This window comes from Streptomyces sp. NPDC033845, from assembly GCF_055576225.1.
The window spans coordinates 101,940-126,585 of sequence record NZ_JBVIRI010000016.1; the positions used below are offsets into that span (position 1 = coordinate 101,940).

The following is a 24,646-nucleotide window of genomic DNA, read 5'->3' on the forward strand; positions in this document are numbered from 1 at the left end:
TCTGGTCACATGATCATGAATTTGTCCGGCCGTCGCGGCCGGCGGACCGTCGCGACGGTCGTGGCGCTGTCCTCCTGGGCCGCACTCCTGTGGGGCACCCCCACGGCCGCCGCCGCCGAGCCGCTCCCGAGGATCAGCGATTCCGGCAAGCTCTTCAGGGCACAGGTGCCGTCCGAGTTCGTCCTCCACCCGCGCGAGATACCCGGGGTGGCGGAGGGCCACACCGCGCGCTCGGTGATCGAGGCGGTCGAGGCGCGGGGCGCCGTGACCCCGGTGTCCCCGCTGAGCGTCGCCGAATCCCGCGAACGCACCGGCCGTGCCATGTGCCAGCACCCGGGCATCGACGACGCCCTGAAGTGGAACGGCTTCTGCTGGGACTCGACCGACACCCTGACGAGCGCCTACTCCACCTCCGGCGGCTGGCACCCGCAGGGGTTCACCGCCTCGCACGACGCCGAACCCGGCGGCACCGTCGGCGGCAGCCACCTCTACATGGCCTCCTGGTACTACGGCAACGGCCCGGGCCCGGACGACCGTTCCAAGAAGGCCCGCGTCTCGGTCTACAAGTCGACCGGCACCTCCTGGTCCTACGGCCATGTCCTCCTGGTCCGCCCCACCGGCAGCCCCGAGGACCCCGGCTTCACCGCGGTCGACGACGTCCACGCCGACGGCCTCGTCTGGCACGGCAACCGCCTCTTCCTGGCCAACGGCGGCGAACTCCAGGTCTACGACCTCGACCACCTGTGGAAGGCGAACGGCGCCGCGGCCGCCGAGGGCCACCAGTGGGTGCTGCCCATGGTGGCCCGCTACTCCAACCGCACCAAGGAGGCACAGGAGACCTCCGCCAAGAAGAGCAACATGTACTGCGACGGGCGGATCGCCTGCCTCAACTCCCTGAGCCTCGACCGCACCGTCACCACCGGACCGCCGCGCCTGGTCTCCGGGCGCTACGGCGACTCGCGCCGGACGGAGCCGGTGGACGTGCTCCGCTGGCCCGTCGAACGGCTCGACGGGTCCGAGCCCGCGTCGGGTACGGGAACGGGCGCGGGTACGGGTGCCGTTCCCGTCGTGGCCGAAGCGGCCTTCGAGGCCCCCCTCCACCAACTCCAGGGCGTCACCACCGACGGCACCCACTACTACCTGTCCGCCCAGTGCGACACCGACTACATGGGCGACCCCGACACCGCCGACGCAGGCTCCCCCTCCTGCCTCTGGCGGGCCGCACCGGGCGGCCCGGTGGAGATCCTCAGCCGGATGCCGAGCCTCACCCAGAACCTCTCCTACTCCACCTCCTCGCGCCGGCTGTGGGGCATGAACGAGGCCACCGGAATGCGCAGCGTGTTCTCCCTGCTCCCCCGCGAACTCGACGGCCCCGTCACCCTGAAGAACGACCACAGCGCCCTGTGCGCCAGTGTCGCGGGCGCCCTCGGGAACACCGCGAAGGTCGTCCAGGGCAGCTGCGACGGAGCCGTCGACAAGACCTGGCGGTTCGAACGCACCTGGCACACCGACGGCCGCCGGGCCTACCTCCTGCGCAACGGCCACTCCGGCAAGTGCATGGGCCCCGGCTCCAGCGTCGCGAACGGCGCGGCCGTCTTCCAGTACACCTGCAACGACGATCCGGCCGAGAAGTGGTACTACCTCGTGGCCACCCGCGAACTGCGGAACGCGTCCTCCGGCAAGTGCCTGGGCCTGGGGGCCATGCCCGCCCTGGGCACCCACCTGATCCAGTACACCTGCAACGGTCTCCAGGACGAGAAGTGGACGGTCCGCCCCGCGTGACCGACTGACCGGGCGCCCCTCCCGCACCACCGTCCGCCGGTGTCACGTTGCGTAACGTTCGACTACCTTCGGCGACGGAACGGTTCGACGGCACGACGGAGGCGGCAGCGGAATGCGCACGAGCACGAGCACGAGTACGAGCACGGGTACGGGTGGCGGTACGAGGAGGTACGGGACGCGGCGCGCGGCGGGACGGGTGCTGGCCGCGTGCGCGCTCGCCCTGGCGCCGGTGTGGACGGGCGCGGCGGCGGGCACCGCGCAGGCGGCGGCCGGGGTGCTGGTCGTCGACGGTGCGGTGCACGCCGACCCGTCGGGTTGCCATCCGTTGGGGGACTTCGCGCCCTCCTCGGTCACCAACCTCACGGACGAGGTCGCCTTCCTCTGGTCGGGACCCTTCTGCGACGGCCGGGTCACCGGTTCCGTCCTGCCCGGGCAGACCGTCCGGCAGGCCCCCGGCATGAGCCTGTTCGTCCTCTGACGCCGGGGAACTCGGCGCGGTCGGCGGCCGTTGGCAGGGTACGCGTGCAAGGTGCGCGGAGGGCGAGCGGAAGCCGAGGTGGCACGGAGATGGCGATGTGGGACCGGATCAAGGACCAGGCCAAGGGGCTGCAACAGCAGACCCAGGGGGCGCGTGGGTCCAGCGGTCACGGCCGGACGGGACCGGGTTCCGGAGGCGGATCGAAGGCCCAGCTGATGGGCCTGTTCAAGTCACAGCTCAGCAGCCTCAAGGCGGAGCTGAAGAGCGGTGCCTACCGGGACGCCAGCATGGCGGTCTGCGCCCTGGTGGCCGCCGCCGACGGCTCGGTCGACCCGGCCGAGCGGCAGCACGTGGAGTCCCTGATCGTGCAGAACGACGTCCTGCAGAACTTCCCGCCGGACCAGCTCCGGCAGCGGTTCAACAAGCACGTCGACCAGCTGGCGGCCAACTTCCCGCAGGGCAAGGCCGAGGCCATGCAGGAGATCGCCAAGGCCGCGAAGAAGCCGACCGAGGCCCGGGCGGTGGTGCAGACCGGTCTGGTCGTCGCCGGCGCCGACGGCTATGTGGCCCCCGCCGAGGAGCAGATCCTCCGGGAGGTCTGCGCCGCCCTCGGCCTGCCCGCCCAGGAGTTCGGCCTCTGACCGGCCGAACCCCCACCGCACAGGGCTGACCACCACACCCTGGGGCCCCGCACCCTGGCGCGGGGCCCGAGGCTCCCTCCATGCTGTGGCGGACAGCCGCCGAGGCGGACAGGCGGGCAGCCGGACGATCCGGGGGACACGCATGGCAGGGCTCGAAACGGACGGACCGGTGTTCGTCATCCACGGTGTCGCCCAACGCGATCCGGACACCTTCACCAGCGCGGTGGACGCCCTGCGGGCGGCCACCGGCCTGGACATGGTCCCGGTCTACTGGGGCGACCTCGGCGCCAGGAACGACCTCATCGTCCGCACCCTGCCCGCCCCCGGTTCCCCCACCCCACCGCCCCCGGCCCCCGCCGACTCGGGCTTGCGCAACCACCCGGCCGCCGCCGGAGCCGACACCCCCTGGCCCGCCCCGGCACCGGGGCCCCACGACCTCACGGACCCCGCGTCCCTCTCCGCGGCCCTGGGCGGGCGGGCCCCCGCCCATGCCCGGCTCACCTGGTCCCAGGTCTCCCAGGAGATCACCGACCACCTCGAAGCCCCACCCGCCGACCACGCCTCCGGACACGATCCCGTCCTGCGGGACGGAACCACCGGCCCCCTCGCACCCCAGCAGGTCCAGCAGGTCCAGGAGGCCCTGGACCTGCTGGAGGAGGAGTGGCCCGAGACCCGCTGGCTGAGCCGCCTCGACGACCAGGCCCTGCTCCGGGAGACCGGGCGCGCCCTCGCCGGCCTGCTGGCCGACCTCCGCCCCGGGGAGGACGAGGACCCGTACGAGGGCCTGCGGGCCGGCGGCCCAGGGGCCGACGGCCCGGGATGGCGGGCCGTGCTCCGCCGCCGGCTGTCCGACCTGGACCGGGTCGCGGGCGCCGCCGTCCAGGCCGTGGCCGGGCGCGCCAACCACTCCCTGCGCACCCGGTTCGGCCCCGGAGCCACGGCCTTCCTGGGCGACGTACTCGTCTACCAGCGCCACCAGGCCGCCGTCCACGGCCGGGTCCGCGAGGTCATCGCCTCCGTCGATCCGGACCTCGGCCGGACCCCCGGGAAACCGGTCCGGATCGTCGCCCACAGCCTGGGCGGGGTGATCGCCGTGGACATGGCCACGGCGGCCGACCCCCTGTGGACGCGGACCCTGCTCACCTTCGGCTCACAGGCGGCGTTCTTCCATGTCTGCGACCCGAGGGGCGGCCAACTCGGCTCCTACGACGGTGAGAAGAACGTCGACCTGCCCGCCTCCCTGCCCCACTGGGTGAACCTGTGGGAACCCCTGGACATGCTCGCCTTCTCCGCCTCGCGCGTGTTCCGGCACCACCACGGCGGCCACCCCCTGGACATCCCCGTCCCGCACGCGGCCACCGCGGGCCTGTGGACCCACTCCTCCTACTGGGACATGCCCGCCGTGGCGGCGGAGATCCGCGACGCCATGACCGGGCGGGCCTGAGGGCGGCGGCGTGCGCCACCACGTGCGGACGGCCGACGGCAGGAACCTGGCCGTGGAACGCTTCGGAGACCCGGCCGGCCGGGTCGTGTTCCTGCTGCACGGAACCCCGGGCGGCCGTCTGGGCCCGGCCCCCCGGGGCATGGTCCTGTACCAGCGCCGCATCCAGCTGATCACCTATGACCGCCCCGGCTACGGAGGGTCGGACCGGATGCCGGGCCGCACCGTCGCCGACGCGGCCGCCGATGTGGCCGCCATCGCCGACGCCCTGGGCGTCGAGGAGTTCGCGGTGATCGGCAGGTCGGGCGGAGCCCCGCACGCCCTCGCCGTGGCGGCCGCCCTCCCCGCGAGGGTGAGCAGGGTCGCGACCATCGTGGCCTCCGCCCCCTGGGGAGCGGACGGCTCCGACCTGTTCGACGGGATGACCCGGGGGGAGGGGGGACCGGGCGGGCTCCTCGACACCGGACCCGGACCGGACGGCGCCGACCCGCCGGCCCGCCTGCTCCGGCCGAGCCGTGATCCCGTCGACGTGCTGGAGCGGCTCCGGCGGGAACTCGCCGACGGGCACCGGGCGGTCGCCACCGATGCGAACATCCGGTCCATGCTCCTCCGGGACTACCGCGAAGGCCTGCGCAACTCCGCCCATGGCTGGATCGACGACGCCCTCGCGTTCGCCCGGCCCTGGGGTTTCGACCCCTCGGAGATCACCGCCCCGGTCCTGATGTGGCACGCCGGGGACGAGGAGCGGCAACGCGTCCGCTGGCTGGCGGAGCGCATCCCCGGTGCGGTGCCCGTGGTCCGGGACCACACCCGCTATGCGGCGGACCTCCTCGTGATCCCCCAGGTGCTGAGCTGGGCCGTGCTCGACCGGAGCCAGGTCCGGCAGGCCCACCGGGCGGTGGAGGTGATCACCGGGGCGGGCCGGGCCCTCGTCGGCGTCCCCCGGGGGCATCCCGTCCCGGTTCCGCACGGCACCCCCTCCGGAACACCCGACTCCGGCGGCCCCCGTACACCGGCGGACCAGGGGGCCGGGTTCGACGGGGCCGAACCGCACCGCCTCGTCGTCGACTTCGCCGAACAGTCGTCCCCCGGCAGACGGATCCCCCTCCAGGCCCAGATCGTCTCCGGAGCGGACCGGGGCCACCCGCTGACCGGCCTGACGGCCCTGCCGCCCGAAGGCGTACGCCTGACCGTCACCGTCCACGCCCCCGGACTGATCGCCGTGGACGACCTGGAGCAGGACCTGACCGCCTACCCGGGCAGGAGCTCCACCGTGCTGCGCTTCGGACTCCGGACCTCGGTCCCCGGCACGCACACGGTCACCGTCCGCGCCTTCCGCGGACCCACCTGCCTGGGCGAGGTCCTCTGCCCGATCACCGTGGACCACGGAAGCGCCACCCGCGACGGCCTCCCGCGCCACACCGCCCTGGAATCCCTGGACCACGACCCCGGGGACACCACGCTGGTGGTGGACCGGGACGACACGGCCGGCACGTACAGCTTCCGGCTCGTCGGCACCACCTGGTACGAGGCGGAGACCTTCCGATTCCGCGGCAACGACCCCCGCCGGGCCGGGGAGCAGCTCTACCGTGAACTCTGCGCCATGGCCAAGGCCGCGAGGGGGCCGCACGACACCCCCGACCACGACTACCAGTACCGGCGCCTGCAGAACCTCGGCGTGCAGCTCTGGACCTCGGCGGTGCCCGCCGCGGTCCAACGCCAGTTCTGGGAACAGGCCTCCCGGATGACCTCCTTCACCGTCATCGGCGAACAGGACGTGGTGCCCTGGGAACTGCTCTACCCCCTCAACGGGGACCAGGAGGGGGAGGGCTTCCTCTCCGAATGGCTGCCCGTGCTGCGCCGCATCTACGACCAGGACCGGGTCCGCCTGCTCGGACTCGACCCGGCGGCCTTCGTGGTGCCACCGGGCTCACCCCCGGAGGCCCTCTCCGAGACGGCGGCGGTGCACGCCCGCATCGGGGCGGCCAAGGGACGCGGCGGCCCCGCCCCGAGGTCCATCACCACCCACCGCGAACTCTCCGAGCTGATCGGCCTCGGCACCACCGGGCTGATCCACTTCGCCTGCCACAACACCTTCACCGCCCAGGGCTCCCAGATCCGGATGGCCGACGTCCCCTTCGACCCGATCGACCTCGCCAAGGCGGCCGAGTCCCGGTCCCTCCGCGAGGCCCGCCCCCTGGTCTTCCTGAACGCCTGCCGCAGCGCGGGCGAGATCGACTGGTTCGGCACCACCCTCGGCTGGGCCCCGCAGTTCCTGAAGGCCGGCGCGGGCGCCTTCATCGGCACCCTCTGGCCGGTGCGCTCGGACTCCGCGCTCACCTTCGCCCAGACGTTCTACGAGGGCTTCGCCTCGGGCCGCGAAACCCTCGGCGAGGCCTCCCTCTCGGCCCGCCGCGCCGTCCGCGAGAACACCGGAGACCCCACCCGCCTCGCCTACGCGGTGTACGGGAACGCGGCCACCCGCGCCGTCCCCTGACCGGCACGCCCCGGCACCCCGCGAGCCGCCGAGCGGGCAGGGCGCCGAGCAGGGGACCGCCGGGCCGCGGGGTGGCCGGGCGGGCCCGGAACCGGCCAGGCCGCCCGTCCCGACTCGGCCGCTACCCCGGGTTCGGCTGACCCGGGCCGGTCGGCGGCCCTAGCGTGGGAGCGAACCGTTGCCCATCACGCCGGAGGGACCCCAGTGACATCCTCGTACGACCCCCGCTACGCCCCGGCCGGTGACGTGGACGCGGCCCTGCTGGTGATCGACTCGCGACTCAAGGCGGTCTACGACGGCGGAGCCGGGACCAGCCCCGAGAACCAGCTGATGACCGAGCAGTTCCTCGCCTCCCTCGGCCCCGAAGGCGCCCAGGACCTCCTCGACGGCACCTGCACGCTCATCTACATGTTCATGACCTGGCTGGGCAAGGCGCACGAGGAGCACGGCAAGGACGTCATCGAGTACGTCGTGCCCCATCTGGTGACCTCCCTGGGCACCATGCCCAAGAGCATCCGCCCGGAGACCATCCCCACGGCGGCCGGCCTGGTCATCGCGGCCGGAACCGGCCTCAGCCCCAGCCTGTGGCGGGCCCAGTTCGGCGAGTGGACCCCGAGCGAGATGAACACCCTGGAGGCGACCGCCCTGCTGCTGGCCGACCACATCAACCGCATGACGGACGACCACGACTACGCCACCCGCCTCATCACCGAGGCCCTGTCCCGCACCGAAGGGGACTGAAGGGGCCAGTGTGCTGTCCCGGGTCTCGGGGTGCCGGATCTGCCGCGGGAGCGCACAGTGGCTTCTGGGGGCACGGCCGCCGCACCCGGTGCAGCGCCCGGGCGCCGACGAATGAGGATGCGCCATGGTCCAGCCCACCAAGCCCTCCACCCCACCCGAGCCCCCTGAACCCGCCGAGCTCCCCGAGTCACCGCGGTCTCCCGAGGACCACGTCATCGTCCTGTTCGGTGCGACGGGCGACCTGGCCCGGCGCAAACTGCTCCCCGGGCTGTTCCATCTGGCGCGGGCCGGGCTGATGCCCCGGAACTACCGGATCGTCGGCACCGCGCCCGCCGCCGAAGCCCTCACCGACCAGGAGTTCCGGGCCCACGCGCGACAGGCCGTGACCGAGTTCGGGCGCTCGCGCCCCGAGGGCCCGGCCTGGGAGGCGTTCGAGGCCGCCCTGTCCTTCGGCGCCGCCGACACGGGGGCCGCCGAACCCCTGACGGCGGCCGTACGCACGGCCGAGACGGCGCTCGGCGGCACACCGCGCCGGCTGTTCCACCTGGCCGTGCCGCCCGCCGCCTTCACCGCGATGATCGACCTGCTCGGCACCACCGGCCTGGCCGAGGGCGGCCGGGTCATCGTCGAGAAGCCCTTCGGCACCGACCTGGACTCCGCCCGCGCCCTCAACGCCGCCATCCACGCCGTCTTCGACGAGTCGCGGGTGTTCCGGATCGACCACTTCCTCGGCAAGGAGGCCGTGGACAACGTCCTCGCGCTGCGCTTCGCCAACGGCCTCTTCGAGCCGCTGTGGAACCGCGAGCACATCGGCTACGTACAGATCGACGTGCCCGAGCACATCGACATCCAGGGACGCGCCCGATTCTTCGAGGGCACCGGGACCTTCCGCGACATGGTGGTCACCCACCTGTTCCAGCTGCTCGGGTTCATCGCCATGGAACCGCCGGTGGCACTGGAGGCGGACGCCCTGCGCGACGAGCAGGTGAAGGTGTTCCGCAGCATGCGGTCGCTGGACCCGGCCCGGGTGGTCCGCGGCCAGTACACCGGCTACCGCGAGGAACGGGGCGTGGATCCGGCCTCGGACACCGAGACGTTCGTGGCGCTGCGGGTCGAGATCGACAACTGGCGCTGGGCGGGCGTCCCGTTCTACCTCCGCACCGGCAAGGCCCTTGCCGAGGGCCGGCACCTGGTCACCCTCGGCCTGCGGGAGCCGGTCCTGCGGATGTTCCCGCTGGACGCGCGGGCTGCCGCGGACGGCCGGAGCAACGAACTCGTCGTCGACTTCGACGACCCCGGCTCGATCACGGCCCGCTTCCTGGTCAAGGAACCGGGGCCGTCGATGCGGCTGGCGGACGGCGACATGGTCTTCAACTACGGCACCTCGTTCGCCGCCCGGAACTTCCTGGAGGGCTACGAGCACCTCCTGCTGGAGGCCATGCGCGGCAACCAGTCCCTGTTCACCCGCTCCGACGGCATCGAACGCCTGTGGGAGGTGGCGGCCCCCCTGCTGCATTCCCCACCCCCCGTCCAGCCGTACGCCCCCGGCACCTGGGGCCCGCCCGCCATCACCCCCCTGATCACCCCCCACCACTGGCACCTCCCCGACCACCGCACCACCCCTGGCTAGGCCCGCAGGACGCTGCCCGCCGTCCCCGAGCGGCGGGGTGTGGTCATACGGGAAGGAGGCCCGTCACGGGGTGAGGATCACCTTGCCGCTGACCGTCCCGGACTCGGCGAGCCGCAGCGCCTCTGCTGCCCGGCCGAGGGGGATCTCGGCGGCGATCCGGGCGGTGATCTCGCCGCGCCGGAGCGCCTCGAACACCTGGCCGAGGTCCGTCCGCAGCCGGGCCCGGAAGCGGTCCCCGGACAGGGCCTTGCCGCCCCAGACGTTGTAGAAGTACGCGCGCTTGCCGTTCGGCAGGGCGTTCCACACCCACACCCGTCCGAGGATCTTCAGCACGGGCGCCTGCTTGGAGCCGGAGTCGTCCCGGGTGGCGGCGCTGCCGTACGAGACCAGGGTGCCGCCGGGGGCGAGCAGCCCCCAGGAGTCGGTCACGCTGCGGCCGCCGATGTGGTCGAAGACGGCGTCCACCCCGCCGGGCGCCAGCTCCCGCACCCGGGCCGGTACGTCCTCCGTGCGGTAGTCGACGGGCTCCACGCCCTGTCGGCGCAGCTCCTCGTGGTGGCGGGCGGAGGCGGTCCCGATGACCTTGACCCCGGCGCTCCGGGCCAGCTGGACGAGCACCGTGCCCACGCCCCCGTTGGCGCCGTGCACCAGGATCGTCTGGCCGGACCGGACCCGGGCCTTGCGGTGGAGCATCTGCCAGGCCGTGATGCCGTTGACCACCGCGGTCTCGGCCTCGGAGGCGCTCACTCCGGCCGGCACCGGCACCGCGTCGGCCGCGTCGAGGAGCACATGGCTGGCCCAGGCGCCGGTCTTGGTCAGGGCCGCCACCCGGGTCCCGGAGAGGTCGGGGGAGACCCCGGGGCCGGTGGCGGTCACCGTGCCGACCAGGTCGTAGCCGGGGACGAAGGGGAACGGGGGCTGGTCGTAGTACCGGCCGCGCCGCATCTGCTGCTCGGCGAACGAGACGCCGGTGGCCTCCATGGCGACGACCAGCCGGCCCGGTCCGGGCACCGGGACCGGCCCGTGGCGCAGCTGGAGTCCCTCGGGTTCCACGGTGCCGGGCAGGACGACCTCCACACGCTCGACGCTGGTGCTCATATGACCGACCTCCACTGATCGTCAGCGCCTTCCGTTAGCGCCTTTCGCTTCTGTGAGAAGTTATAACTGTGATCTCGCGAAGGTGTCAAGCATTCGCATGAGTGATAGGTTCTAACTCGCAGTTCGCGTGATGGACGTACCGGTGCGAGGGGAGAAGGAAGTGGCGGGGACGACGGCAGGTGCGGGGCAGACACCGCGCGAGCGGTACCGGAACCAGGTCCGGGAGGAGGTCAAGCAGCAGGCCTGGCAGCAGATCGCGGTCGATGGGGCCTCCGCGCTGTCGATCAACGCCATCGCCAAACAGCTGGGCATGAGCGGCCCCGCCCTCTACCGCTACTTCGCCAGCCGGGACGAACTCATCACCGAGCTCATCCGGGACGCCTACCGGGGGCTCGCCGACGCGTTCCACTCCGCGGCCGCCGAAGGCGCCCGGCTCGACGGGATCGCCCGCGCCCTGCGCCGTTGGGCTCTCGCGGACCCGCACCGCTACCTGCTTCTCTACGGCACCCCCGTGCCCGGCTACCGCGCCCCGGCCGACACCACCCGGATCGCCTCGGAGATGATGGACGTCCTGCTGAAGACGGCGGCCGCGGCCGGTTCCGCCGACCCGCGCGCGACGGCCCTGGCCTTCTGGACCCGGCTGCACGGGATCCTCTCCCTCGAACTCGCGGGCCATTTCGAGGGCATGGGCCTGGATCCGGAGGCGCTCTTCGAGGCCGAGGCCGCCACCCTGCACTGACCGGCCGGGCGGCCGGGCCGGGAGCTGCGGGCGGGGAGGGGGCTACCCGCCGGGGCGGGACCTACCGCCCGTGGCGACGCCTGCCGTGCTGGCCGTGCTGGGTGTGGTGGCCGTGATGGGCGTGGCGCCCACGCTGGTCGGCTCCACCGGTCGCGAGGAGGACGAGGGCCAGTCCGAGCGGCAGCAGGAACAGCAGCATCAGGGTCATGAGAGTTCGCCTGCCCGCTCCACCCGATCCGACACGGAGGTTCACCCGGCGCGTGCGTCGGCGGATCCGGGGCATCGCAGAGGGGGACCACTCCCATCGAGCCCGGAAGGGGCCGACGTTGACCGCGACGCTCACCCACGAAGTCGTGCACGACCTGCTGATCATCCGCTTCGGCGCGGACCTCGACATCAGCGGCCGCGGTCCCGCCCTGCGCCGGATCGAGGGGCTGCTCCTCGGCCACCAGCCCCGCCGGGTGGTGGTCGAGCTGCCCGCCGGCCCGACCGGTCCGGCGACCCTGAGCGTGGTCCTGCGCGCGGACCGGGCCTGCCGTGAGCTCGGCGCCTCGCTCGCGCTCGCCGCCCGCTCCGCCGAGGTCCGGCAGGCGCTCCGGCCGTACGGCCATCTGCCGGTCTACGACACCGTACGACAGGCCGTCCACGACACCGTGCCGACGGCGGAAGCCGCCGCCTGACCAGGGCACCAGGCCCCCGTACGCCGCGGGCGGGACGGGGGCGGGAGGAGGAGCCGTGACGGAAGACGCGTCGATGCGAGCCGTCGGCTGGGCGCGCTCGCTGCCGCTGAACAGCCCGCCGAAGACGGCGCGGGACTGGGCGCGCGGCCATCTGGAGACCCTGGGATGGTCGCGGACCGCCCCGGAGACGCTGGACGCCGTGCTGCTCGCCGTCTCCGAACTGGTCACCAACGCGCATGTGCACGCCCGCGCCGCCGCCCAGTTGGTGCTGGCCTGGGACGGCGACTGCCTGCATGTCACCGTGCACGACTCCTCCACGGAACTGCCCCGGCTCCGGGAGCCGACCGAGGGCGGCCTCGGTGGCCGGGGCATGTTCCTCGTCGGCGCACTGGCCGACAGCTGGCGGGCTCGGCGCTGCCCCACCGGCAAGGACGTCACCGCCTGCTTCCGCCCGCCCCCCGGCCCCTCGGGCTAGGGCGCGGCGTCAGACGACACGGGCGGCGGAGATCGGCCGGGCCGCGACGGAATGGGTGTTGTCCGGGCCGGAGTTGACGCTCCAGCGGTACCCCGAGAATTCGCCGGTCGTGTTCGAGGCGTAGAACATCATGTGCCCGATCCCGACGCCCGTGAGGTTCAGGGACTCGGGCTTGTCGAGGTTGTCGACCATCCTCGTGTCGGGGTAGGCCTCGTAGCTGGACAGGCCGTAGACACCGTGGGGGTCGCCCGTGCAGTCGATGATCTCGACCGCGTACTGGGTCTGGCCCTGGATGTTCCCCGAGGCCGTGTGGACGCCCTTGACCTCCCGGACCATGACGATGTGGCCGGTGTTGTCGGCGACGGTGCCCTTGTAGTCGACCGCGATGATGTCTCCGGGCCGCAGGTCGGCCACCTTGCGGATCTTCCTGAAGTGGGGGCCGGGGTCGGCGTCGAACCCGGCGCGGTAGTCCGCCGCCTCGGGGCCCGAGTCCTGGAAGTGGAGCGTGAAGTACTGCTTCTCGGGTGCGGCCCATGCGTAGGACTGCCGGAGCAGCCTGGTGATGAACGAGGAGCAGCGGGCCCGGGCGATCCAGGTGGCCGGCTCGACGGGCGAACCCCAGACCACCTGGGGAGTCGCGTCCATGAGGTAGAAGTTGTTGTACCGAGCCGTCTTCCCGCTGACGACCGACACCTCCTCGGCGGTCAGCGCCCTGTTGTACGCGCGGACGTCGCCGATGCTCCCGTGCCACCGGTTGGCCGGGACGCTGTTCCACTTGGCCCGCCCGACGTTGAACCCCTGGGTGGCGGCCCAGGCGGTGGTCGAGTCGGTGGCGGTGCCCTCCAGTACGCCGTCGACGTAGATCCGGAGGGTGGTCGCGGCGCCGCCGCCGCCCTTCTCCCAGACGCCGGCGAGGTGCACCCACGTGCCGAGCTTGACCTCGGCCGTCGCGAACGCCTCCGCCTTGTCGGCCTGGCCCTCGCCGCGCACCTTGAACGCCCACCGGTTGGCGTCGTTGTCGTACATCAGCAGGAAGCGGCTGGTCATGGCGCCGTCCTGGCTGACCGCCGTGTAGGGGTTCGCGTTCGCGCCCAGCGACGCCGGGTTGGCGGGGTCGTCGGAGAGCCGGACCCATGCGGACACGGTGAAGGACGCCGTGGTGTCGAGCACGCTGCCCGCCGCCGCGTACGACTGTGAGGTCCCCCCGAGGCTCAGCTCGCCGCCCGCCCGCAGCTTCGTCCAGCTCGTTCCCGAACCGGGCGTCACGGACCGCGCGAAACCGGACTGGTCCGCTCCGTTACCGTTCAGCGGCCAGTGACCGACCGGGCCGCCGTCCGCCAGGTGTCCCGCGGCCAGCATCCGCTGGTATCCGACCATCTGCTCGGCCTGCAGGAGGTGCGGAACCGACACCGGGGTGAACGGGGTGTTCAGCGGCTCCGCCGCCTGGGCCACCCCCGCGCTTCCGGTCGCGCCGACCAGCGCTCCGGCACCGACGACGGCCGCCCCGCTCAACAGGCCTCTTCTGGTCACCATCTTCATTACCCCCCCATGATCGTTCTGCATGCGACGCAGAGTCTAAGGGGCGCCCGGTGCGGTGCGGCGGGCGATGAGGTGGCGGGTGGGGGCGGAGCGCCGCGCCTGAACCGGTCCTGGAGAAACGAAAAAAGGGCCTACCCAACCCCTTTTCCGCGCCATGTGATGTGTGCAATGTTACAGCCACACTGATTGCCGTGCTCACGACAGCAGCGGGATCCGCCGACTCCCGCCGCCGTCGCGATCAAACCCCTCACCCACCGTGTCCCCAGCACGGTCACAGGCCACGTCGAAAGGCCCATCCCCATGCGCAGTTCCCCCATGCCCAGAGGTCGAGTCCGGCCCCTCATAGCCGCGCTGGCCTGCTGTCTGGGCGTCAGCGTGCTCGCCCCCGCCGGGCAGGCGTTCGCCCGCGAAGGGCAGGGCCCGGCCGCCGCCCCCGCCGAGGTCCGTGCGACGGGCCTCGCCCCGCAGCCCTCGACGGACACGGCCGCCGCCGAAGCCCTCCGGGCCGAACACGCCGAGCGGCCCGCGAAGGACCTGGCGCAGCGCGCCCCCCTCCGCTCCACCGCCAAGGACCTGGCGCGCACCGACCAGGGCGGCTCCGCCGCCGGCAAGGGCAAGGCCCGCAAGGGCGCCGCCGCCCTCGACGCCGCGGCCTGCAACGTCGCCGACTTCACCTCGAAGACCGGCAGCGCCCTGGTCCAGCAGATCAAGAGCGCCGAACTGACCTGCGTCAACACGCTGTTCCAGCTCAAGGGCGCAGACGCGAAGGCCGCCTTCCGCGAGGCGCAGATGGTCACGGTCGCCGACGCGCTCCGCGCGAACACCGCCAACTACCCCGGTGACAACAGCACGTCCACGGGCCAGCTGGTGCTGTTCCTGCGCGCCGGCTACTTCGTCCAGTGGTACAACGAGTCCACCGTCGGCGCCTACGGCCCGGCCCTGTCCACCGCCATCCGCGGCGGCCTGGACACCTTCTTCGCCGCCCCGCGCTCCCGCGATGTCACCGAGGCCAACGGCGCGACCCTGTCCGAAGCGGTCATCCTCATCGACAGCGCGCAGGAGAACGCCCGCTACCTCGATGTCGTCAAGCGCATGCTGACCGGCTACAACGCCTCGTACGACGCCTCCTGGTCGATGGTCGCGGCGGTCAACAACTCCTACACCGTCCTCTTCCGCGGGCACCAGACCGACGCCTTCCTGCCGGCCGTCCAGGCGGACCCGGGTATCCTGACCGTGCTGCGCGACTTCGCGGTGGCGCACAAGGACCTGCTCGGCACCTCCAAGTCCTATCTGACGGCGAACGCCGGCCGCGAACTCGGCCGCTTCCTCCAGCACACGGCGCTTCGCCCGACCGTCCGCCCGCTCGTCAAGCAGCTCCTCGACGGCGGCACGATCACCGGCTCCAGCGGCGAACTGTGGGTTCCACTCGCCGAGATGACCACCTCCTACGACGCGGACAACTGCGCTTACTACACCACCTGCGACCTCCCCCAGCGGGTCCGGGACGCGGTGCTGACCGTCAAGCACACCTGCAGCCCCTCGCTGCGGATCGCCGCCCAGCAGCTGACCGCGGCCGACCTGGCCGCCACCTGCACCAGCGTGGCCAACCAGGACGCCTACTTCCACAGCGTGATGAAGGACAGCGGCCCGGTCGCGGGCGACAACAACACCATGCTGGAGATGGTCGTCTTCGACTCCAGCACGGACTACCAGACCTACGCCGGCATCATCTTCGGCATCAGCACCGACAACGGCGGCATGTACCTGGAGGGCGACCCGTCCGCCGCCGGCAACCTGCCCCGGTTCATCGCCTACGAGGCGGAATGGGTGCGGCCCGCCTTCCAGATCTGGAACCTGAACCACGAGTACACGCACTACCTCGACGGCCGCTACAACATGTTCGGCGACTTCGACGAGGGCATGACCACCCCGACCGTGATGTGGGTCGAGGGCTCGGCCGAGTACATCTCCTACCACTACCTGAACGTGGTCAACGACCGCGCCATCGCGGAAGCCGCCAAGAACACCTACAAGCTGAGCACGCTGTTCGACACCACCTACGACAACTCCGACGCCGACCGGGTCTACCGCTGGGGCTACCTCGCGGTCCGCTACATGATCCAGTCGCACCCGCAGGACGTCGCCACCCTGCTCGGCCACTACCGCACGGGCAACTGGGCGGCCGCCCGCACCCTGCTCACCTCCACCATCGGCACCCGCTACGACGCCGACTTCGCCGCCTGGCTCGCCCAGTGCGCGGCCGGCAACTGCGGCGGCACCACCAACCCGCCCACCAACAAGGCGCCCGTGGCCGGGTTCACCAGCGCGGTGAACGGACTCACCGTCCAGCTCACCGACACCTCCACCGACGCCGACGGCACCATCGCCGGACGGGCCTGGGACTTCGGCGACGGCACCACCTCGACCGCCGCCAGCCCGGCGAAGACCTACCAGGCCGCCGGCACCTACACCGTCCGCCTCACCGTCACCGACGACAAGGGCGCCACCGGCACCACCACCAAGTCGGTCACCGTGGCGGGCACCACCGCCCCGGGCGAGTGCACCCACGCCGACGTCCGAGTCCTGGGCGACAACTGCTACCGCTCCAACGTCTCCGCCACCACCGGGAACTACGCCTACTTCTACCTCGACGTCCCGGCCGGCACCCCCTCCCTGAAGATCACCGTGGCGGGCGGCACCGGCAACGCCGACCTCTACTACAACCCCACCAACTGGGCGACCACCAGCGCCTACACCCAGCGGTCGGTCAAGGCGGGCAACGCAGAGACCCTCACCGTCCAGAACCCCTCGGGCCGGGTCTACATCAGCCTGCACGCGGTCACGGGCTTCGCCAAGGTCAGGATCACGACCACCTTCGGCACCCCCATCGTCCAGTGCACGGACCCCAACGCCCAGGCGATGGCCGCCAACTGCTTCCGCACCGACCTCAAGGCCACCGCCGGTGACCACCGCTACTTCTGGGTGAACGTCCCGGCCGGCACCACCACCATCAAGATCACCGTCGAGGGCGGCACCGGCAACGCCGACCTCTACTTCAACCCCACCGACTGGGCGACCACCAGCGCCTACACCCAGCGCTCGGTGAAGTCCGGCAACGCCGAGACCCTCACCGTGAAGAACCTCAAGCCCGGCTTCGTCTACCTGAGCCTCTACGCCGCGAAGAGCTTCGAGAACGTCAAGATGACCACCGAGTTCTGACCGGACGGGAACCCCCGCTCCGGACCGGACCCCTCGGCCAGCAGGCCGAGGGGTCCGGTGCGTCCGGTGCGTCCGGTGCGTCCGGCGCCGCTCAGGAGACGCGCTTGAGGGTCCAGGAGTTGGGATCCAGGCTGGGCACCGCCGAGTAGCGGCAGCCGCTGGAGTAGAAGGTGCTGACGATCGTCCAGCCGGCCGGCGGCCAGGTCGAACCACAGGCGTTCACCTGGGTGCCCACCGGATAGCCGCGCAGGTCCTTGATCTGCTTCATGTTGGGGGTGAACCCGGAGCCGCAGCCCCCGCTGTTCCACCACTGGACGTCCACCCAGCCGGACGGCGTGAGGGCGTTCGCGCACATGTTGACTGTGTCACCGGGGGCAGCGACGGCCGGCCCGGCCCCCAGGGTGAGGGCCGTCACGGCGACGGCCGCGAGGGCGGCGACTCGGGTGCGGATCATGGGAGGGATCCCTTCTCGGCACTCTGGACGCGTCCACCGACCGTCGGTGGGCGCCACAGGCCCGCCCCCATTGCTACCGAACACCACCCGACCACGCACAGCGACCTTCAGGCCAACCCCTTCCGGCCCCCGGCGGGCCTCCGCCCGCCCGGCCACCCGGCCACCCGGCCACCCGGCCACCCGGCCACCCGGCCACCCGGCCACCCGGCCCGTACCGGGCAGCCGGCTGGCCGGGGGCCCCGGCCGGGCGTGGTGGGTCGCGCGGGCCGGCAGGCCCGTCAGGCGTCGCGGAGCGGGGCGTCGCCCAGGCGGATGTTGTCCACCGCCCAGAACCAGTTGTTGCCCGCGTGGTGGACCCGGAAGCTCACCTTCACCGAAGCCGCCCCGGCCGGCACCGGGAAGGAGCAGGTCACCAGCCGGTTCTGCTGGTCCCGACCGGCGTTCGTGTTCCCCGAGGCCGCACTGGAGTAGTGCAGCACCCGCGAGCTCGCCCCGGTGTCGAACACCACGGTCACCTCGGCCTCCTGCGGGCTCTCCTGCCGGTAGTGCGAGTCGAAGCCCAGGTGCAGGGTCTCCGTCCCCGCCGGGATCGCCACGGCCGGCGTGGTCAGCGTGGAGTCGAAGGTGCCGCGGCCGGACGGGCTCCCGGTGTCGTCCCAGTCGTCCGGGTCGGCCACCGCGACGATCCCGAGGGAACGCCCGAACGCCGGGCGCTCCTGGCCCGCCGGGAACCAGAACTGCCGGGACAGGAACGACCAGCCGTTCAGCTCCCGGGTGCCCTGCGGCATGCCCGCCGCGTTGGTGACCGTCCAGCCCTCGGGCGCGGTCCGCGTCCATCCCAGGCCCGACCGGCTCAGGTCGGCGGCCGGGGCCAGCGTCCCGGCGAGGGACTCGAAGTCCTCGGCGAGCAGATAGCCGGTCATCACCGGCCCGACCCGGGTGGCCAGCGACTCGGTCCGCTCCACCGTCTTCCCGCCCAGCCGGGCGCCGACAGTGGCCTTCAGGGTGGCCGAGGTCCGGGCCGCCGAGGCCGGGGCCGTGACGTTCCAGCCGACCGTCACCGAGGTCCGGGCCGGCACGGACCCGGGCGCGCCCGGAGCCGGTACGGCACTCCAGCCCTCCGGCACGGCCAGCGCGCCCGCCAGACCGGTCAGCGGGGTGCTGCCCGCGTTGGTGACGGTGGCGGTCACGGCCAGCGGCTTCTCGGGGGACAGCGCGCAGCCGTCGGTGCCCGGTGAGCTGGCGGGCGCGGTCAGGCTGAGGCTCACCGCGGGCGCGACCTCGGCCCGCACCCGGGCGTCCGCGATCCGCAGCAGGCCCCCGCCCTCGGCGCGCGCGGCGACCACCAGGGTGGTGGCCACGGCGTCGGCGGCCGGGGTGACGGTGAACCGGAGGTCGGCCGAGCCGCCGCCCGGCAGGCTCTTCGGCACCGCACCGGAGGGCGTCACCGCCCAGCCGGCGGGGGCCAGCAGGGACACCGCGAGTCCGCGCAGCCGGCCCGCGGCCTGGTTCCGTACGCTCACCACCACCTCGGCCGGACTGCCCTGCACCAGCGGGGCGGTCAGCGGCGGCAGCGGCTTCGGCAGGGTGACCGCCGCGGCCAGTGCCGGGGCCGTCCCGGTCGCCGGGTCGGTGGTGCCGGGGCCGTCGGCGGCGGCCCGCCCGGTCATCCGGCGCAGGAAGCGCGGGTCGCCCTCGTCGACCACCACGATGTCGTACCAGCCGTGCCGCGCCAGCGGCACCGACACGGTCCGCTTCCGGCCGGGCGCGAGCCGGACGGTCACCACCCCGTCCTCGCCCCGGCGAGGATGCGTGGACTCGCCCACCAGCAGGGTCCGGGTCCGGTCGGACGGGTTGACGCACTCCACGTCCACCCGGCCGGCCCGCGGCCGCTCCACCGCGTACGCCTCGGCCCCCGTGCCGGAGCCGCGCAGCTCCCACAGCGCCCAGCCCGGGCCGTGCACCTGCACGTCGTAGCCCTCGGGTCCGAGCGGGAAGGTGCCGGTGGCCGCGTCCCGGCCGGCGACGGTCCAGGTCCGCGGGGCGGTCCCGTCGCCCGGGTAGGCGGTCACCGCGGCCGCCCGCGGGCCCTCGTTGCCGAGCCGCAGCCGGAGTTCGCCGCCGGTGACGGACGGGCGCAGCGACAGCCGGTACGGCGAGGGCCGGGTGGGCCGGACACCTGCCTCCTGCACCGGCAGCGCCTGCCGCGGGGGCGGCACCGGGTTCCAGCGGCCGACCGGCGCCGGAACCGGGCCGGGCTGCTCCACCTCGGGCTGACGATAGGCCCGCTGGAAGTCGAACACGGAGGTCAGGTCGCCAAAGACGCTGCGGCGCCAGGTGCTGATGTTGGGCTCCTGGACCCCCGTCCACTTCTCCAGGAACCGGATCACGGAGGTGTGGTCGAAGACCTCGGAGTTCACGAACCCGCCGACCGTCCAGGGCGAGACGACCGTCATCGGGACCCGCGGGCCGGGGCCCACGGGCCGCCCACCGACCCAGTCGTCGCCCTCGCCGTTGTCCGGGCGGGGCGCGGTGGGGGAGGGGACGTGGTCGAAGTAGCCGTCGTTCTCGTCGAAGTTGATGAACAGGGCCGTCTTCGCCCAGGTCTTCGGGTCGCTCGCGATGGCGTCCAGCAGGTCGTAGACCAGGCCCGCGCTGCCGACCGGGGTGGAGGAGCCGGGGTGCTCGGACAGGGCCGCCGTCGGCACCACCCAGCTCACCTTCGGGAGCGTCCCGGCCTTGATGTCGGCCTTGAGACGGGTCACGAGGGTGCCGGGCTCGGAGCGGTGCGCGCCGCGCAGGAAGAGCCGCCGCTCGTCCTCGGGGAGCGAGTCCACGGCCGTGCGGAACCGGGCCAGCGAGCTCTCCCGCTCGGCGGGGCTCTTGTCCCACAGCTTGTCGTAGAACTCCTCGGTGGTGGCGTACGGGAAACCGGCGGCGGTCAGGATCTTGCGGCCGATCCGCTTCCACGGCTTGAAGTACTCCACCGCGTTGTCGGTGAAGTTGTCCCACTCCTGGTAGATCTGCCAGGAGACCCCGGCCGCCTCCAGCCGTTCGGGGTACGTGGTCCAGTCGTAGCCGGCGTGGGAGTAGGAGTACGCGGCGTTGGTGACGGCCCGGGCCCCGCCGCCCGGCTCGAAGCCGGTGGTGCCCGTCCACAGGTAGTTGCGGTTGGGGTTCGTCGAGCCGAACACCGAGCAGAAGTAGGCGTCGCAGATGGTGAACCGGTCGGCCAGCTCGTACTGGAGGGGGATGTCCCGCCGGTCGTAGTGGGCCATGGTGCTCTGCCCCTTGGCGGCGATCCAGTCGTTCCACCAGCCGTTCGCCCGGGCCTGCACCCCGTCGGTGAAGCCGTGCGGCAGCGAGCCCAGGTACTGGATGTCGCTCTCCGGCCGCCCGGCGTCCACCGCGGACTGCCGTGCGGAGAAGGGCAGTACGGCGGGACCGCCCGCGCGCGGCTGCTCGAACACGCTCGCCCCGCCGGGCAGCCGCAGCGCCGTCCGGTCACCGAAGCCGCGGACTCCCCGGAGGGAGCCGAAGTAATTGTCGAAAGAACGGTTCTCCTGCATCAGCACGATGACGTGCTCGACGGCCCGCAGACCGCCGCGCGGCATCGGCGCGGCCATGGCCTGGAGCAGGGAGGGGGGCAGGACGGAGAGCGCGGAACCGCCGGCGAGCGTGCCGAGGACCTTGCGACGTGAAATTTCGGGCATGTCGGGGAGGCTATGCGCGGCCCGGAGCGGGCGAAACCCGCGGAACCAGGGATTCGCCGAGAGTTCACCCCCGGGCCGCACCGGATTTCCGCAGGTCAACGCCCTGATCACCGGGCAGGCCGGCGTTCTCGGAACCGACCGCCCGCCGTCCTGATCCGACGGTCCCCGCCGCTCCCGCCGCTCCCGCCGCTCCTAGAACCCCGGGCCGACCCCGTCCCGCATGACCCGCCCGGCCACCGCACCTGCGGGGCCCCGCAGTTCGTCCTCGATCCGCTCGCCCTCGACCGCCTCGACCGCCTCCCTCGGCAGCCGCGGCGCCCATTCGCTGGCCCGGGTACGGGAGTTGAAGCGGAGGGCGCCCTCCGCGAGATCGGGGGCGTGCCGGGCGTCGCCGAGCCCGGCCCCGAGGAACGGCACCTGCCCGGCCGGACGCATCAGGTCCGCCCCTGCGATCAGCGAGCGCAGCGCCGATCCGACGAAGACGCCGTTCCGCAGCTGGCCGGGCGAGAGTTCGGCCATCGCCCGGGCCAGCACGGCGACGCGCTGCCGGGGCGGCTGGGCGGCCCAGAGCGGCATGCCGATCACCAGGCACCGCCGGCGCGTCAGCCCGTGGACGAGGACGGACGTGTGGAACCGCGCGGTCAGTTGGACGGCCTCGACGGCCGAAAGAAGTCCCTCACCTCGGGGTTCGATGGTCTCCCTCGTGTGGGGATCAGGGTCCGGTGACGGGGCCGAGGGGGGTCCAGCCGTTGGGGCCGGAGGGGTCGCCGCCGTTCCAGGCGTGGACGGTGGAGCCGCCGTCACCGGTGGCGTGCACGTAGTCGGCCCGGTGGTCCCCGGTGAAGTCGGTGAACTGGACCCGGGTGTGGTCGGTGGTGACTCCGGTGGCGATCCGCCCGGCCGCCTCCCAGCCGCCGGGGCCGACGACGTCCCCGCCGCGGTTGCGGTACAGGTACACGCTGCCGTCGGGCTGGACGAGGTGGTAGTCGGCCCGGCCGTCCCCGTCGTTGTCGGCGAACCGGACCCGGTCGGGGTCGTTGGTGGCGGTGGTGACGCGCCCGATGTGCTTCCACCCGGCGGTTCCGGCGGTGTCCCCGCCGCGGTTGAGCCAGACGTCGAGGTTGCCGGCCTCGTTGAAGAGCAGGTAGTCGGTACGGCCGTCGCCGTCCCAGTCGGCGAACCGCACCCGGCGGAGGTCCGCGGTCAGACCGGTGGCCACCTGGCCGATCTCCTGCCACCCGACCGGACCGGCCTTGTCCCCGCCCTTGTTGATCCAGGCGCTGACCGCGCCGTCGGCGCGGAGGACGAGGTAGTCGAAGCGGCCGTCCCCGTCGAAGTCGGCCAGCCGCACCCGCCGCCGGTCGCTGGTGGTGCCGGTGGCCACCTGTCCCAGGTCCTCCCAGCCGCCCCGCCCGGCACCGCCGCGGTTCAGGCGCGCGTACACCGTGCCGTCGTCGGCGAGGGTGATGTGGTCGGGCCTGCCGTCCCCGTCGAAGTCCGCCCACCGCACCCGCCCGTCGGCCCCGGCCTCGTCGCCGGACCGGCCGACCGCGGGCCGTACGGTCCATCCGTCCGAGACCGCCCGGTCGACGGCGGGCCGGAACACCGCGGCCATCTTCCGGTACCCGGACTCCGAGGGGTGCAGCCCGTCCGGGAGTTCGGTGGCCGGGTCCATCCTCGGCGGCGGGAGGTAGCGGAACCGCTGCCCGGCGGCCTGCCGTTCGGCCTCGGCCTCCCGCACCTTCGTGTTGAACGCCTCGGTCCGGGACTCCTGGCCGGGTGTGTCGGTGATCAGGCCCTGGACGAGGACGGTCAGGTGCGGGTCGTTGGCCCGCATCCGGTCCACGAGCTCCAGCAGGTCCCCGGCCGCCTCCAGCGGATCCGCGTCATGGTGCCGCAGGTCGTTGATGCCCAGGTGCAGCAGGACCACGTCCGGTGAGGCGCCGGCCTGCCACCGGTCGATACCGGACCGGATCCCGGGGATGGTCCATCCGCTGTGGCCCTCGTGGTCGCCGTCGCCGATTCCGGAATGGCGGCCGGAGCCGACGAAGTCGGGGGCGTACGCCTGCTGCCCGGCCATCGAGTCCCACAGCGGCCCCCGGTATCCGCCGGTGGCCGTACTGCCTTCGCCATGGGTGATCGAGTCCCCGAGCGGCATGATCCGCACGGGGAGGGGAGCCGTCTGCCGCGGGCTGTCGGCGGTGGCCGGGGTCACGGCGCTCCCCAGCAGCGCGGAGCCGGCGAGCAGGGAGAGGGCCAGCGAGGTGGCGCGCTTCATGAGGGGTTCCGTATCCGGTGGCGGGGGATCGGGACGACCGGGGTCCTCGCCCGTCATCGCGGTCACCGCGTCGATCGCGATGCGATGTGATCTTCGCATCTCCGTACGGGCGACTTCGCCCGGGCCCGACCGGGGACGCGCCGCCGAAGCCCCGAGCAAGGGGGGCGGCGACCATGAGCGATCCTGACGGGACTTGAACCCGCGACCTCCACCTTGACAGGGTGGCGAGCTAACCAACTGCTCCACAGGACCTCGGAGAAGAGAAGAAAATTCTGCCACAGGCGGCCGTGCCGACTCAAGCGCTGTGGACCCGTGGACCCGTGGACCCCGATTTCCGGCACCCTCGCCCTGCCCCGGCCACCTGCCCCGGCCACCTGCCGCGACCGGCCGGTCACCTGCCGCGCACGGCCTCCCCGGAAGCCGGGCCCGGTCCGGGGCCTGGGCCTGGGCCCAGGGCCTTCAGCATGATCCGCTCGGTGGCCCGGAGATACGCCAGAGCTGCCCGTCCGGCCCGGTCGGCGTCCTTGTCGGCGACCGCCTCGACCACGGGCGCGATCCGGTCCGCCGCGGCCGCCGGGTCCACGAAAGGGCCGTGCAACGCCGAACGTACCGGCAGATAGGCGTTGGCCAGGGTGTTGGTGAGCAGCAGGAACACACGGTTGCCCGTGCAGCGGGCCAGTTCCCGGTGGATCTCCCACTCGGCGAGCTGGGCCGCGTCCGGATCCGGGGCCTCGGCCAGCGCGGCCAGCAGGGCCCGCAGCCGGGCCGCCTGCCGGGCCGTCCGCTTGGCGGCCGCCCGTCCGGCGATCAGCGCGCCGATGTGGCGGCGGGCCTCGAAGACCTCGGAGATCCATCCGGAGTCGCGGGAGACGAGCAGCGGGAGCAGTTCGGCCCCGCCCAGCCGCAGGAAGTCGCGGACCCGGCTGCCGACCCCGTGCCGGGTGCTCAGCAGACCGGTCTGCTCCAGCCGGATCAGCGCGTGCTTCAGCGTGGTCCGGGTCACCCCGTAGTCGGCGGCGAGCTCGCGTTCCGGCGGCAGCAGGGTGCCCGCGGCATGCCGTCCGTCGAGGATGTCGTCACGGATCCGGTCGGCGAGCAGGTCGACCACGGTGTGACGGGGGATGCTCTCGGCCGGCATCCGATGCTCCTCGTGACGTTCCAGGGCCACCCGGCTCCGACCGGGACCGGCCCGGGCCGGCCCGGCCCGGCGACAGAGTCAAGCAGCAAGGTGATCACCGGTC

Annotated in this window: 19 protein-coding genes and 1 tRNA gene; 11 read left to right on the forward strand and 9 right to left on the reverse strand. The window is 72.9% G+C overall.

What is annotated here, in order from left to right:
* Positions 1-9 precede the first annotated feature (9 nt).
* The 7 genes from ACZ50K_RS28745 (at position 10) to zwf (ending at position 9,210) form a co-directional block, all read left to right on the forward strand.
* Positions 10-1,782: an RICIN domain-containing protein gene (locus tag ACZ50K_RS28745; protein ID WP_468908207.1), complete on the forward strand. Its 1,773-nt coding sequence runs from the start codon at positions 10-12 to the stop codon at positions 1,780-1,782.
* A gap of 112 nt (positions 1,783-1,894) precedes the next feature.
* Complete coding sequence (locus tag ACZ50K_RS28750) at positions 1,895-2,260, forward strand: hypothetical protein (protein ID WP_468908209.1); 366 nt, start codon at positions 1,895-1,897, stop codon at positions 2,258-2,260.
* Positions 2,261-2,349: 89 nt separating this feature from the next.
* Entirely contained in the window at positions 2,350-2,901 is a 552-nt protein-coding gene (locus ACZ50K_RS28755; protein WP_468908210.1) for a tellurite resistance TerB family protein, read from the forward strand.
* Between the two features lie 142 nt (positions 2,902-3,043).
* On the forward strand, positions 3,044-4,345 hold the full coding sequence (locus ACZ50K_RS28760) for a hypothetical protein (RefSeq protein WP_468908212.1): 1,302 nt from the start codon (positions 3,044-3,046) through the stop codon (positions 4,343-4,345).
* 10 nt (positions 4,346-4,355) lie between these two features.
* Positions 4,356-6,839 carry an alpha/beta fold hydrolase gene (locus tag ACZ50K_RS28765; protein WP_468908213.1) on the forward strand — a complete coding sequence of 828 codons (2,484 nt, stop codon included), beginning with the start codon at positions 4,356-4,358 and terminating at the stop codon, positions 6,837-6,839.
* 204 nt (positions 6,840-7,043) lie between these two features.
* Complete coding sequence (locus tag ACZ50K_RS28770; protein ID WP_468908215.1) at positions 7,044-7,580, forward strand: hypothetical protein; 537 nt, start codon at positions 7,044-7,046, stop codon at positions 7,578-7,580.
* Positions 7,581-7,704: 124 nt separating this feature from the next.
* Entirely contained in the window at positions 7,705-9,210 is a 1,506-nt protein-coding gene (gene zwf / locus ACZ50K_RS28775; RefSeq protein WP_468908217.1) for a glucose-6-phosphate dehydrogenase, read from the forward strand.
* A gap of 63 nt (positions 9,211-9,273) precedes the next feature.
* Here zwf and ACZ50K_RS28780 read toward each other — a convergent pair whose 3' ends face one another.
* Entirely contained in the window at positions 9,274-10,308 is a 1,035-nt protein-coding gene (locus ACZ50K_RS28780) for a medium chain dehydrogenase/reductase family protein (protein WP_468908219.1), read from the reverse strand.
* Between the two features lie 160 nt (positions 10,309-10,468).
* Here ACZ50K_RS28780 and ACZ50K_RS28785 point away from each other — a divergent pair, with 160 nt between their 5' ends.
* Positions 10,469-11,047: a TetR/AcrR family transcriptional regulator gene (locus ACZ50K_RS28785; protein WP_468908220.1), complete on the forward strand. Its 579-nt coding sequence runs from the start codon at positions 10,469-10,471 to the stop codon at positions 11,045-11,047.
* A 61-nt stretch (positions 11,048-11,108) separates the two neighbouring features.
* Here ACZ50K_RS28785 and ACZ50K_RS28790 read toward each other — a convergent pair whose 3' ends face one another.
* On the reverse strand, positions 11,109-11,255 hold the full coding sequence (locus ACZ50K_RS28790) for a hypothetical protein (protein ID WP_468908221.1): 147 nt from the start codon (positions 11,253-11,255) through the stop codon (positions 11,109-11,111).
* A gap of 118 nt (positions 11,256-11,373) precedes the next feature.
* Between ACZ50K_RS28790 and ACZ50K_RS28795 the strand changes: the two genes are divergently transcribed.
* Together ACZ50K_RS28795 and ACZ50K_RS28800 are read left to right on the forward strand one after the other, a co-directional pair.
* Positions 11,374-11,727, forward strand: coding sequence for a hypothetical protein (locus ACZ50K_RS28795; RefSeq protein WP_468908223.1), 354 nt, complete (start codon positions 11,374-11,376; stop codon positions 11,725-11,727).
* A 73-nt stretch (positions 11,728-11,800) separates the two neighbouring features.
* On the forward strand, positions 11,801-12,202 hold the full coding sequence (locus ACZ50K_RS28800) for an ATP-binding protein (RefSeq protein ID WP_468908260.1): 402 nt from the start codon (positions 11,801-11,803) through the stop codon (positions 12,200-12,202).
* 9 nt (positions 12,203-12,211) lie between these two features.
* Here the strand turns inward: ACZ50K_RS28800 and ACZ50K_RS28805 are convergent, their stop codons facing one another.
* Positions 12,212-13,735, reverse strand: coding sequence for a LamG domain-containing protein (locus ACZ50K_RS28805; protein ID WP_468908225.1), 1,524 nt, complete (start codon positions 13,733-13,735; stop codon positions 12,212-12,214).
* Positions 13,736-14,056: 321 nt separating this feature from the next.
* Between ACZ50K_RS28805 and ACZ50K_RS28810 the strand changes: the two genes are divergently transcribed.
* Positions 14,057-16,960, forward strand: coding sequence for a collagenase (locus tag ACZ50K_RS28810; protein WP_468908226.1), 2,904 nt, complete (start codon positions 14,057-14,059; stop codon positions 16,958-16,960).
* 91 nt (positions 16,961-17,051) lie between these two features.
* On the opposite strand, the gene ACZ50K_RS28815 is transcribed toward ACZ50K_RS28810, so the two are convergent.
* The 6 genes from ACZ50K_RS28815 to ACZ50K_RS28840 form a co-directional block, all read right to left on the reverse strand.
* On the reverse strand, positions 17,052-17,414 hold the full coding sequence (locus ACZ50K_RS28815) for a hypothetical protein (RefSeq protein ID WP_468908228.1): 363 nt from the start codon (positions 17,412-17,414) through the stop codon (positions 17,052-17,054).
* A 278-nt stretch (positions 17,415-17,692) separates the two neighbouring features.
* Positions 17,693-21,127, reverse strand: a complete 3,435-nt coding sequence (locus ACZ50K_RS28820; protein ID WP_468908230.1) for a phosphocholine-specific phospholipase C — start codon at positions 21,125-21,127, stop codon at positions 17,693-17,695.
* A gap of 192 nt (positions 21,128-21,319) precedes the next feature.
* Complete coding sequence (locus ACZ50K_RS28825; protein ID WP_468908232.1) at positions 21,320-21,703, reverse strand: hypothetical protein; 384 nt, start codon at positions 21,701-21,703, stop codon at positions 21,320-21,322.
* Positions 21,704-21,839: 136 nt separating this feature from the next.
* Positions 21,840-23,405, reverse strand: a complete 1,566-nt coding sequence (locus ACZ50K_RS28830) for an FG-GAP-like repeat-containing protein (RefSeq protein ID WP_468908233.1) — start codon at positions 23,403-23,405, stop codon at positions 21,840-21,842.
* Positions 23,406-23,583: 178 nt separating this feature from the next.
* Positions 23,584-23,657 (reverse strand) — tRNA-Asp (locus ACZ50K_RS28835).
* A gap of 139 nt (positions 23,658-23,796) precedes the next feature.
* The gene (locus ACZ50K_RS28840) at positions 23,797-24,543 is read right to left on the reverse strand and encodes a FadR/GntR family transcriptional regulator (RefSeq protein WP_468908235.1); all 747 of its coding nucleotides are present in this window, start codon (positions 24,541-24,543) and stop codon (positions 23,797-23,799) included.
* Positions 24,544-24,646 lie beyond the last annotated feature (103 nt).